Below are 13,246 nucleotides of genomic sequence, written 5' to 3' on the forward strand. Positions count from 1 at the left end.
TTCTTTAAGTAGATTTTCTTTTGCTGAGCTAAGTGGGTTGTTTTCTGCATAAACAAATGATGTAAAAGTTCCTAATAACATAACTAAAGTTATTAATAGGGATAAACCTTTTTTAACCTTTTGATTTCTTGGCATTAAATAATTACCTCCTATTGTTTTTTTATAAAAAAATAAATGTATTTTTCACCTCCTGTAGTTTTTTGCAAAACAATTGCTCGATCATTTCACCTCCTTATTACTTTATAAAGGTTGAACAGTAAGTGGTAAATACTTTGAAAGTTATGACTATGTATCCACATTTGTCCACTAAATAATATCATTGAATTATATTGAGCTTTTTATACATTTATTACATTTATTCATATTTCTATATTGTTTTTCATTATTTAGCACATTTTTACATTAACACTCGCATTTAGATGCGTATTCCAACTTTCTTTATTTATGTGTCAGAATTTGATGCTAAAATGTTATATAACAAAGTTATCCCTAAATATTTTAGGGATAACTTTGTTAGTTTAATTTGTCCTACTTTTCATAGAAAGTTATATTACCCTCTACATTAAAGTAAATTACGCGTTGAGGTAGCAATTCAATGTCTTCCCTTTCCCCGCTATAATTAACTATAGTATTTTCATTTAACTTAATGTAAACTTGGTTGCCAGAATTTATCCAATTTATTAACTTTCTTTGTGCGCCTGAATTATTGTTTAAGAAGTCCATGTCAAAGGCTTCTCCATCTATTATTACTGCATTTACTGGAAGGTTTTCCATATCACCTATTATTGTGACTCTTCCGTCTGCTATTTCATATAATTTAGTGCCATCTTCGCATACGTATGTTACTTCAATTTGAAGACCACTAGCTACTAATCCCTCTGGTACTGTCCAAATCCCCCTATACAATCCATTTTCTTCAGACATTGGTATTCCAAGATTATTATTTAACATCTCAAATGGAAGCATTATTTTAAAATAACCTTCCCCACCTGTTGGTGCATTAAAGCTAACTTCTAATATCTCGCCTGCTCTAAGCTCTATATCTTCAGCAGGAAGAAGGTTTGTAATAGCTGGTTCCTCTGGTTCATCATCTAATTCTAGAGTAATGTTCATTTCCATAAATGCTTGATGCCCAATAGCATCATGTAGAGTAAATACAAATATATTTTCTCCTTCTTCAAGATCTACTGTTAGATTAATTACCTTCTCTGATGGATTAGGTATTGCCAGAGGTTCTTCATAAACATATACTTGACTATCTCCTTCATATAAGTATAGATTCCCAAGATTATCATACATTGTAATTTCTAATTCTGCTGTCTTAGCGACCTTATCAATTTCATTTAGAATGATATCTAACTCAGGCGCTGTAGTATCTACATAGAATCTTCTTACTAAACTTCCTAATGCTCCAGTTTCCGAAATAGCTTCAACTCTAATTTCTTGATATCCATCATCAAGAGTTATTGTTTTATTAAATTTATAAGCTGGTCCTGAGTATATAATTGTAGAAGGATCATCTGGATGAGGTATGTCAATATTCTCTACAAACTCTATATCAGCTTCAACATCATTTACTAAAACTTTATTTAAAGCAGCGAAATTCGTTACATAACCTTCAAATAGTATTTCATTTGCATCATATATTTCTAATAATCCTGGCTCTAGTATGAAAATATATGGATCAGAATTATCCTTGACATAAGTTGTCATAGCAATATCCATGTTTAGCAATTCATCAACAGATATGACTACAATTTCATATGATCCTAACTCGCTAATATATTCGCTTATATCAATCTCATAGGCAGTTTTATCAGTTTCTCCTAATACTACCTCCTCTAATTCTTCTCCATTGATCATAAACATAAATCCTAATATACCTATTCCTTCATCAGAAGAATCCCAGGTTAACATGCCAGTATCTGGATTATATGCTAGGTTATTAATCGATGGTCCAACTGTATCTACCTTAATAGGGATTTTCTTCGATTGTAATTCGGAGCCATCATAATGAACCTTAGCAGCAATTTCATAAAAATAGTCTCCGTCAGGTACAACTTGACCATTTACAGTTCCATCCCATTCTGCATCAATTATCATTCCAACAGGATAATTTTGTCCTCCGTTAACATAAGTCTTTCTAACATATTCTTGTATTAATATAGTTCTTAAAGGGTTACCTTCTACATCTAAAATATTGTAATTAACAGTTTCTGCATTTCTCATAAAGGATAGGTAAGGCATAATATTACCAGTACCCTCTACAAATCCAGCTTCGGTTCCTGGATTCATGTATATAGTAGGAGTAGTATAGTAATATCCATTTCCTTCAGCATCCCAACAAAGCATGCCTGAAGCATTGAAATAAGATGTGCCTTCTGGGTCAATGAATCTCATATTGTCTAGTATAGTTGGCTCTCCCCAGTCTCCATAGAATCCAACATATGGAACTGAAAGAGTAGGGTTATTATCATCTGGATCAACTAAAGTAACAAATCCTTCAACAAACATATTCCAATAAATTGATTCATCTGTACCAATATCTATTGTTACATCAAATTCAATTTCTTCATTTGCTGGAACAGTTATTGTTTCAGGTGCATCTACATCAGCATCATAGATATAGTCTGATGATAATAAATTGAGCTGAATTGGACCTAAGTCTTCAATATAATCTGTTAAAACTGATACATCTACATCATATGTAGCATCTGTATCCGAATCATTCATAGCCTTAAATGTCATTGTAAATTCTGTATCTTCAAAATCCTTTAATTCTATCTTAGCTTCGTTATTTGTTACATCTACTACTCTGACTGGAGTGTTTATTGCGCCATAAATATCCATTAGACCTGCACCTTGTCTTCTTGGAGAATATTCAGTTTCATATTCATCAAACATAACATTTGCAGTATTCATTAGGAGTACTTTAGCAAGTCTTGTTTGTTCTGATAAGCTTAAATTGCCGTACACTTCATGCTCCTTGATATACTCCATAACTAAAGCCGAACCACCTGATACATGAGGTGCTGCCATAGAAGTACCGCTCATTATTCCATATTTATTATCATTTAAGGTTGAATAAATTTTCCCTCCAGGAGCAGTTATTTCAGGTTTTAATTCTAGAGAAGGGGTTGTTCCCCATGACGTAAAGTCTGATAATAAATATGCATTTGGATTAGGTACACCAATTAGTTCGTCGGTGAAAGTAATTTCTTTGTTTTCTAATTCTAATAAAGCAATTCCATCTGTATATCCAATAAATACTGCTGGTATAGTTTGCACGTCTGGTGTAGCCATATTAATTAATTCTTCTCCACCAGATTGATGGTTACGTACTATTATGCCTGCTGCGCCTGCATTTTGAGCATTTGTTATCTTGTCTACAAATGGTCCAGTATTTCCACCGCGTACTACTAAAACCACTTTGCCTTCTACATCTGTTAAAAATTCTGGACTTCCATCTTCACAATCTACAAATTCTTGTGGTCCAGGTAAAGTTGCTACTGGATCTATGTTGCCTGCTATTGCCATAGCAACACTATGCTCTTCACCATCTTTTAAATAGGTTAAAGAATTTGCTTTTTGATGAGTATTTTCTATTGAAGCTACTTGTATGGTATCTTTATTAAGACCTGGTGCTCCTACAACACCTATATCTGGATTTTGCTGCCACGGATACCCGTAATTAGTAGATGACCAACCATAAGTCATAGAACCGGAGTTTCCTGCTGAAACGGAACACACTATACCATTATTAGTCGCATTTGTAATTGCTACATTCTCTGCTGAATCAGGAATATAAAAGCTTGCAGTTGAACCTAAGCTCATGTTAAGTACATCTGCTCCAATTCTTATAGCTTCATCAATTGCTACTAGATAGATATCACTAAATGTAGTAGCATATATTGGGTCGTTTGAAAATACTTTCATTGCAAGTAATTGAGCTTCTGGAGCTACACCTCTAATTCCTCCATTTTCAATATCTCCATTTGCTCCTGCAGTACCTGCTACGTGCATACCATGCATTGATGCTCCTGGTCCTAAATCACGAATTTCATTATTTAAATCATAATAGTTATAACCGTAAGGAACTTTCTCAGTATAGTACCTTCCTAGAAGTTCCATGTCCTCAACTATTTCTTCGGTAAGTCTTGGGTTAGTTTCTTCACTAAGAACCATATCTCTATGGCTTGGGTCGATACCAGTGTCGATTATAGCTATTACTCTTCCTTCCCCTTCATATCCTGTATTCCAAGTTGGAATGGAACCTATCATATCATTAGATGTTTCCATATCGGGTTTAATTTCAGGTCTTTCATATTCATTAGAAATATATACTTTTTTTACTGAAGGTAATCTCTCAATTACTTTAATATCTTCATGTTTTACTTTACCGCTAAATCCATTGAATGCAGTTTTGAAACTATTAAAAAACTCCATCTCTATTTTATGGGATAAGATAGCGTCCTTAACATTTTTTTGTTCCGTTTCAATTCTTTTTTCAATATCGCTAATTGTACTCTTTGACATTTCTCTATAACTCATGTTTCTTTCTGAAGCACGAACTATTGAAGGACTAGATTCTAATTCAACAATAATTCTAACTTCATCATCTTTATTGAAGAGTTCTTCTGGATTAGATTCTAGCTTAACTCTACCTTCTTCTAGACTTGGTTGAAATTTTTCAATTGTTTTTTCTAACAAAGCTTTTTTAGTTACTTCTTGATTTCCTTGGTTATCAGCGAAAGCAAAGCCTGGTAAAATTAAGGTCAATACTAATAGAATTGACAAGAATCTACTAATTTTATTAATTTTTTTCAATTTACTTCCTCCTCTTTATTTATTTACCAACAGCTTGTAAAACCTACCCCAAAGATTGGCCTTTGGGGTGGTTTAGTTGTAATTTAGGTTGCAATTATTGTACTAACACTACATCTGTAAAAGTGCATAGGTATTCGCCTGCTGCGCTATAGATGCTTATGGCTACTGTGTTGTATTCTAATGGATTATACCATATGGACTCTGACAATGTATCAATATCAGCCAACTTAGTTTTTACTAAATCTTCATTGCCTTCATTATCATCAGAAAGGTTATATACTATTAAGAATTTAGCAGCATCTTCTACATTTTCAACGTGTATTGAAACTTTACCCATAGTAGGTATAAATGGTGAGCCAGGGAAATATGTTGCTATAATTGTTGCTTCTGCCGGTGCAATAATTATATTCATTAAGGTATCCATTGCATTTAATAGATCTTCTAGTGCTTCACTTAAATCTTCTTCAGTAGCTTCAGGATTAGTAATAATACCTCTTGCTGCTCTCAAGGCAAATAAAAGATCAACCCAAGTTTCTGGTCTATAGTCAGTTTTATCTAGCTCTTCTGCCTCTGCTATTGCTGCTGCTAATTCCTCTTGTACAGATTGTTCTGCTTTTTCTAGCGCTTCTATTGCAGCTTCTAATACCGCTAATGCTTCATCTACTTCTTCTTGAGTTGCTTCTTCATTGTCATTAACTAATACAGCATTATCTAACGCCTCTTGAAGATTTGTCCATGATTCTTCTGTGTAGTCTTCTTCATTTAGTAACTGTACTTCTGCTATTTTCGCTGCTAATGCTTCTTTATTAGCTACTGGCTCTTCTGGCTCTATTAGTTCCAAAGCATCTATTGCAGCTTCTAATGCCACTAATACTTCATCTACTTCTTCTTGGGTTGCTTCTTCATTGTCATAAACTGCTATGGCATTACTTAGCGTCTCTTGAAGATTTGCCCATGATTCTTCTGTATAATCTTCTGGATTTAATTCATATGCCTCTGCTATTGCTGCTTCTAAAGCTGTTTTATCTGCTTCTGGTTCTGGATCAACTGGCTCTTCCTCTAATATTACTGTTATCTTTCCTTCTGCTATTGCTGATAATCTAGTTCCCTCTGTACTAATATACACTACTTCAACTTGTAAGCCTGTTGCTTCTAATTCTCCTGGCACTGTCCATGTTGCAGTATATAATCCTGGGGATTTTTCCTTCATAGAAGTTCCAATATTATTACTTAACATCTCCATAGGAGCAGTGTCTAATGGAACCATTATTCTATAATAACCTTCTCCACCTGTTAGTGCATTAAAGCTTATTTCTAATATATCTCCTGCTCTTAGAATTACATCTTCAGCAGGCTGAACATTTGTAATAGCTGGCTCTACTGGCTCTTCTGGATCTTCTGGCTCTATTAGTTCCAAAGCATCTATTGCAGCTTCTAATGCCGCTAATGCTTCATCTACTTCTTCTTGGGTTGCTTCTTCATTGTCTCTTACTACTACCGCATTATCTAATGCTATATCAAAAGCTTCCCATGTTTCTGGTGTATAATATACTTCTTCATATACTGTTGCTTCCTCTATTGCTGAAACTAATCTTGTTTTATCTACTCCTATTGGTTCCTCAATTCTTACTAAATTCTTTTGTGCAGCTTTAATTGCCACTGTAGCTGCATCTACTCTTGCTTGTGTATCATTTTCAGTTACTCTATTTGCCTCTACAACTGCTTGATAAGCAGTCCAACTTTCCGGAGTATAATCATCTTCATTTACTGCTGCTAAAGCTGCATTATATGATGTTAAATCTGCCTTCTGAGGTGGTTTTACTGGTTCATATCCACCACCACTTCCTCCTCCAGATGATATTACTTTTTTAACCAAATCTTTTTGAGCTGCCTTAATTGCTGATGTAGCTGCATCTACTTCCTCCTGGGTATTCTCCTCAGTTACTTCATTTGCATCTACTATTTTTTGATATGCTTTCCAGCTCTTTGATGTATAATCAGCTTTTTTCACTGCTGCTAGAGCTGCTTTATATGCTGTTAAATCAGCTTTTTGTGGTATCCCTTCAGCAATTAATATGTTATAGAGCATTTTTACTACTTCTGCTCTTGTAATATTATTCTGTGGTCCAAAATTACCATCAGGGAAGCCAGCTATATATCCATTCTCTTTTAAAGCTCCAATAAAGCCTATTGTACTTGAAGACATAAGTATATAGTCCTTGAAAAATGAAGCTGGCTGTGAGTTTTCTTTTAATTTAAATGAAAAACCAATAATTCTTGCTACTTCTTCTCTTGTAATAAAATCATTAGGATTCAAGAATTCTCCATCTAATAAGTATCCTGCTTTAATACCTTTGGCTACCTCTTTATAAAACCAATCAGTTGATTCAACATCTTTAAATCCTACGTCTGCCATTTCTACATAACCCATTAAGCCATTTATTACAGTATAGAATTCAGACTTACTAATGTTATTGTTTGGCTTAAATGTTCCATCTGGATAGCCCTTTAAAATACCCTTGTCGAGCATATAACCAATTTCCTCTCTAGCCCAATGATTATCAATGTCTGAGATCTGTGCAAAAGCAGTTAAGGCTGTAGAAAGGAGCATGGTAAGTACAATAATTAATGATAAAACTTTGTTTTTTTGCCTCATAAGTGCCCTCCTTATAAATTTTATTTATAGTTAGTTGCAGAGCTTTATACTCCGCATAAATACTACACATAGTTGCACTAAACAGCTTTAGTTCTTAAACTTATATATGTATATAAGTGCAGACAACAAATTTTAATTACATAAGAATTTTGAAATATCAACGTATTCTATAGCTATAAGAAATTATTAACAACTAATCGTAAATTATGCCTAATTATCCAAAATATCCATAGATAAATTGTGTTTTTTTAAAGCTTCTCCTTTAGCAACCTTATAAGATGTGTATATCATGCAATTTCGCTCAGTTTTTTTGCTTAAACCAATAAAGTTAATGTTTATGCTGATTTAATAGTTTAAGATATTAAATTTTCTTTGTTTATGGAAAATACTTATTTAATCAACTTCTTAGAGTTGCTATAATGTTGACTTGAATTAACTTTATGTTGAAGTGTAACTTGAAATAATACTAAGACAATCCTTAAATCTTATAATATACTCCCAGTTTTTAGAAATATGTAGAATATTGCTTGGTCTTACAAGCAAATTCTTTCATTTTTTTTGGTAAAACATGTATTTACGTGTTTTTTTAAGCAAATTCTAAAAATAAGACGCCTTGAAAAAACTAATATGTGTATAGAAAAGAAAATTTTGTAGGACAAAGGTACTAAATTTACAATTTAAATAATAATCCTTTCGACATCTTAACCTTTACTCTGAAATATCGACAATAAGGAGAAATAGCATAGATATTAGGTTTCAAGAAGTTAATGTCAAAATCTAGGTAATAAACAAGCCTTTTCCCGACTTATTTTACAGTGTCGGTATACAGTGTCGGTATTAGGATATTGCAGTATTCGCTCAGTTCTCCATACAACTTCAAAAAAACAAGAGACTAGTTGTCCTAGCCCCTTAATTTTAGATGCTTTCAATTTTCTAAGTGTTGAATATTTTTAACCGAATATTTTATGCTTCAAAGGTAGAAAATAATTTAGTAGAAAAAATATCTGTATACGGAGGAGTATTATGAATATAGACAAGCAAAACATATTAAAGAATCTTCCTCAGTCTTATTGGATAGCATCAACACCTAATACTGACTATCCTGTTCTCAATAAAGATATTAAAGTAGACGTGGCTATAATTGGTGGAGGTTTGGTAGGAATCTCCTGTGCTTATTTACTAAAAAAAGAAGGTTTTAAAATAGCAATTCTCGAAGCAGGACGTATTGCCAAAGGAACTACTGGACATACAACAGCAAAAATTACCTCACAACACAATCTTATCTACGACAAAATTAAAACTCAAATGGGACAAGAACTTGCAAAACAATATGCTGATGCTAATGAAACTGCTATTCGAGAAATAAAGAAAATAGCAGATGAAAATAATATTGATTGTGATTATGTACTACAATCAGCATTTGTTTACACGCAGCAGGATAATTACATTCAAAAAATTAGCGATGAAGTAGATGCTGCTTTAAGCTTAGGCATAAAAGCTTCTTATGTTGAAGAAATACCTTTTTCTTTACCTATTAAAGCAGCAGTGCGTTTTGATAACCAAGCTCAATTTCATCCGCGTAAATATCTACTTGCTTTAGCTAAAACTATTTCTGATAGGGACTGTCAAATATTTGAACAAACTAGAGTAGTAGACATTGAAGAAAGTAATTATTATTCAATCACAACTGCACAAGGTAAAAAAATAACTGCGAAAAAAGTTATCATCGCTTCTCATTATCCCTTTTATAACAAGCCAGGTATGTATTATGCACGAATTTATCCAGAAAGATCATATATTGTTGCTGTTAAAGCAAAAGAAAAATACCCTGGTGGGATGTATATAAATGCTGAGGAACCAGCACGTTCACTACGATACTTACCTTATGAAGGTAGTGAACTTATACTAGTAGTTGGCGAAAATCATAAAACAGGACAGGGTGTAGATACAACCAAGCATTATGAGGCATTAATAGACTTTGCAAATGATGTCTTTACTGTAGAAGATGTAGCTTTTAAATGGTCAACTCAAGATTGTATGACCTTAGACGGGATACCATATGTAGGACACTTTACTTCTGATACTCCTAATTTGTATATTGCAACTGGCTTTGGAAAATGGGGTATGACAAACAGTATGGTTTCTGCTATGATTTTGAAAGACTTAATTTCAAAAGGTGAAAGTCCATGGCAGGATGTCTATAATCCATCACGCAAAACAATTATATCTTCTGCCAAAAACTTTGTTGTAGAAAACCTCAATGTTGCGCAACAGCTTATTGATGGCAAACTTTCTCCTGCACCAGAAGATTTGGATATTAAGCCAGGTGAAGGAAAGATAATAAAAATAGATGGTAACAAGGTTGGAGCATATAGAGATGAACAGGGTATTCTTCATATAGTTAATACAACTTGTACACATATGGGATGTGAACTTAATTGGAATTCAGTGGAAAGGTCTTGGGATTGTCCTTGTCATGGTTCAAGATTCTCATATGAGGGGAAAATAATAGAGGGTCCAGCCATTACACCACTAAGTATAACTAATGATGTAAATACTATTGAAAAATTGTTTAAAGATGATTTTTAAATAACACAGTGGGACAAATAACACAAGGGATGATCCCCTTGTGTTGTTCTTATTCTTTGTGCTCACATATCTTGTCATTTCGTAGAAGAGCTTCTATCCTTTCTTTTTCAGGTATTATCCTAGCTTTCTGCTCATCATAAGCAAATAATGCACCGCTAACCATCCTAGTTTTCAATTCCCCTCTAGCTATAGCCGAGCCTTTTAATTGAGGAGCATCTAATATTCCTAATCTCACTGCTTTTACTAATGTATCCGGGTCTGTTAGTGGATCTTCTATCTCTGGGCTAAGGGATTTTATACTATTTATAATTATTTTAGCTTCTTCTATTAAATCTTTTTTTCTCTTCTGCACATTTGCATCTCTGGTTAAATCTATAGAACCTAGAAATTCATTTTTGATTATTCCTCTAACTATCTTGCAGGATTCTATAACATCCTCTGCTTCTGCCGCATGATGTGCTTCACAGAATCCAACTACATGATATATATGAGGTTTAATCGCCATAGATAAATATGCAGAAGCTGCCAACTGTCCTTTAGCTTGATGAAGATCTGCAGGAAAGCTTGCTAAGCCTGCCCTAGCTTGACGAAAAACTGTAAAGTTATTATCCACTAAACTTTCTATTAACTCTATTTTAGCCAGCATCTTACCTAAATCATTTTCCGCTGAAATATAAGCTGGTACATTAAACATAAATTGTGCTATATAATCTTTTACGCCCATTTTCTTAGCATTATATGCTGCTAAATATGCAGTAGCTACACCTATGGCATCATGGGCATCTCTAAGACTCCAATGATGGGGATCATTTACTTCTACAGGAATATTTCTTTCTCCATGCCAAGCCATTACTTGTTGATTTTCTATTATTGCATCCTTCAATGTTCTAGGACCTCTTTTGTCTAACTCAGAATACCAGAAGAGAGGCACTGCACACCAAGCATTGTTTATAATATCTTTTAAAACCTCCGCAAATCTTATGATGTTTTTAGTTCCACTGTAAGACCTTAATAAAGGATAATTCCCTCTTTGAGCCGAATTGTATAACCTTCCTAAATCTTCTTCTTTTCTAATTGGCACTCCACCAGCACCGCTTAAACTGTCATCCATATTTTCTTGATCAAAGAAAAATTCTTGAGCATTTTGATCTGGAGCAATAGATATTACGTCTAGTACTTTAGCTTCTGCTATCTTTTCTATTGCACTTATAGTCTTTTCCATAGATGTAAGACCTAAATGATGTCTTATTATTGGATAGGGGTATTTTGAATTAATTCTATCTATAAGATTCTTTGAATATGACTCTTCTTCTAAATTTTCCTGTCCTTTAAGATAGGCAATAACTTCATCTATATCTTCACTTCCATAAAAAATTTTGTCAAAGGTATTATACTTTTCTGCCACTAAGGCTGTTGGCTCAGTACCTCCAAACAGCCAAACTATGTCTTTTAATTTCTTGTTTGTATCAATATTTTCTTTCAATTCTTCTAGTATTTTGTATAGAGGTTCTGGCGAAAGCCTATAAGATAGGCCTACAATATCAGGTTTTTTTTCTTCAATGATTTTAATTAATTCTCCAACACTTATTCCTATGCCAACAAATTCAGTTCTATAGTTTTCCTTTTCAGCCAAGCCTAAAAAGTTCATTGTACCTGCTACATGGACGCAATTGCCAAGGGTTAAACCAATTATTTTTTTCATTATACCACTTCCTCCAATCTTCTCTTGACTATTGTTCCTTTTCTTGCTAGCATATGCATTTCAGCAACAGTTAATCTCTGTAAGCCTAGCTTATCAGCCGTTCTACCCTCTTTCCTAAAATCTCTATTAGTCATTAATTGTGCTACATTAATTATTGAAGATATTGCTGGTGTTTTAATACCTAAACTGTGAGCCATGGATTCCATAGGTACTAAGCTATATGGCACATCTTCATAAATGTATCTAATATGCAAACCTTGTGGTGCCTGTAGTCCTTTATACGCCGGATTATTCTGAATGGCTTCATAAATACCTTCACCTTTTGCCCCATAAGTTTCTAAAAGCCACTCAGTTGCAGATATTGTATCTACTTGAAGTATTCTTCCTAGCTCCATTCTCTCTCTATCTATTTTTTCTAAGTAATTTCCTATTGATGGTGTTATTCCTTCGGTATAATATTCAAAAGGCGCACCTCTTTCTATATGTCCGCTATTTAAAAGAGTAGGTGCTGGGTGGAATATTGCTCCATAATTGTTAATACTAGTTTCTAAAACATCTTTTGCAGGTATGAATTGAGGATATGCATCGTTGAGGAGTTCTAATATATAGTCTGTTCTTGTAGCTGGTATTGCTGCTAAGGTTACTTCTTTTTTCGATTTAAATATATGTGCATGATTAAAGGCTGTTGATCTGGCTGCATATATAAATGTCTGAGCTTCTGCTACTACAACATTATTCTTTCTTCTTTTCCTTAGTAGAGTTTCATATACCTCTAATGCTCCTCCCGTTCTACCTGGATTTAATACTATTATTTGACCATCCTTTAGGTAAGGAGCCATCTCATTGGCCATACTATTGTGCCCCATTGCAGGTACAGTTACCATTATTATATCTACGCCATTAATAGCTTCTTCTATATTGTCTGTTATCTTATTTAATACTCCCCAACCATTTTCTTCTCCTGTAAGATAAATAATTCGGTCTTTCATTAAAGGTAAAATCTTTCCTAAAGTTCTATTATACAGGTTTACCTTATATCCGATCATAGCAAGGTATCCTGCCATGGCAATTCCTCCATTGCCAGCCCCGATAACACAATAAGTAAGCTCTTTTTTCATACAATCATCCTCCCAAAATAATATTTCTTTCTTATGTTATGTAAACTAAATTTTGGGGGTAAAAAAAACTATGGGGTTCCATAGTTTCGATATCAGTATAATATACCGTCCCCCTTATACGCTTAGGTAGTGTCAATACTGACACTCCAATTCTTATATTAAATTGTCTATATATCAAGGGTTACAAAGTTTTTCAAAACAAAAAAACAATGACCCCCTACTTTCTGTTATAATTTGAGTTACCACACAACAAATAAAAAGAAAGGTTGGTCATTGTTATGTCTCAAATTATAACTTATTTACTTGTATATAATCAATACTTACTTAATCAAATTTACGAATTAACTTTATTTA

The 13,246-nt window shown here is 33.6% G+C and carries 5 protein-coding genes; 1 reads left to right on the forward strand and 4 read right to left on the reverse strand.

The window, feature by feature from the left end; genetic code table 11:
- Nucleotides 1-528: 528 nt before the first annotated feature.
- Both ABV008_RS05420 and ABV008_RS05425 read right to left on the reverse strand, forming a co-directional pair.
- Entirely contained in the window at nucleotides 529-4,827 is a 4,299-nt protein-coding gene (locus tag ABV008_RS05420; RefSeq protein ID WP_352418802.1) for a S8 family serine peptidase, read from the reverse strand.
- A gap of 94 nt (nucleotides 4,828-4,921) precedes the next feature.
- Nucleotides 4,922-7,483 (reverse strand): S-layer homology domain-containing protein, encoded by a 2,562-nt coding sequence (locus ABV008_RS05425; protein ID WP_352418803.1) that lies wholly within the window; start codon nucleotides 7,481-7,483, stop codon nucleotides 4,922-4,924.
- A gap of 1,023 nt (nucleotides 7,484-8,506) precedes the next feature.
- Between ABV008_RS05425 and ABV008_RS05430 the strand changes: the two genes are divergently transcribed.
- Entirely contained in the window at nucleotides 8,507-10,072 is a 1,566-nt protein-coding gene (locus ABV008_RS05430; protein ID WP_352418804.1) for an FAD-dependent oxidoreductase, read from the forward strand.
- Nucleotides 10,073-10,121: 49 nt separating this feature from the next.
- On the opposite strand, the gene ABV008_RS05435 is transcribed toward ABV008_RS05430, so the two are convergent.
- Together ABV008_RS05435 and ABV008_RS05440 are read right to left on the reverse strand one after the other, a co-directional pair.
- On the reverse strand, nucleotides 10,122-11,774 hold the full coding sequence (locus ABV008_RS05435) for a cobalamin-dependent protein (protein ID WP_352418805.1): 1,653 nt from the start codon (nucleotides 11,772-11,774) through the stop codon (nucleotides 10,122-10,124).
- Nucleotides 11,774-12,892, reverse strand: coding sequence for an NAD/NADP-dependent octopine/nopaline dehydrogenase family protein (locus ABV008_RS05440; RefSeq protein WP_352418806.1), 1,119 nt, complete (start codon nucleotides 12,890-12,892; stop codon nucleotides 11,774-11,776). The genes ABV008_RS05435 and ABV008_RS05440 overlap by 1 nt, the downstream gene beginning before the upstream one ends.
- Nucleotides 12,893-13,246: the final 354 nt, after the last annotated feature.

Source organism: Proteiniborus sp. (genome assembly GCF_040308045.1).
Taxonomy (GTDB): domain Bacteria; phylum Bacillota; class Clostridia; order Tissierellales; family Proteiniboraceae; genus Proteiniborus.

Bases quoted from the DNA above. Each gene is read 5' to 3' on its own strand.
- ABV008_RS05425 (WP_352418803.1), bottom strand. From the start codon at position 7,483: ATGAGGCAAAAAAACAAAGTTTTATCATTAATTATTGTACTTACCATG.
- ABV008_RS05430 (WP_352418804.1), top strand. From the start codon at position 8,507: ATGAATATAGACAAGCAAAACATATTAAAGAATCTTCCTCAGTCTTAT.
- ABV008_RS05440 (WP_352418806.1), bottom strand. From the start codon at position 12,892: ATGAAAAAAGAGCTTACTTATTGTGTTATCGGGGCTGGCAATGGAGGA.
- ABV008_RS05435 (WP_352418805.1), bottom strand. From the start codon at position 11,774: ATGAAAAAAATAATTGGTTTAACCCTTGGCAATTGCGTCCATGTAGCA.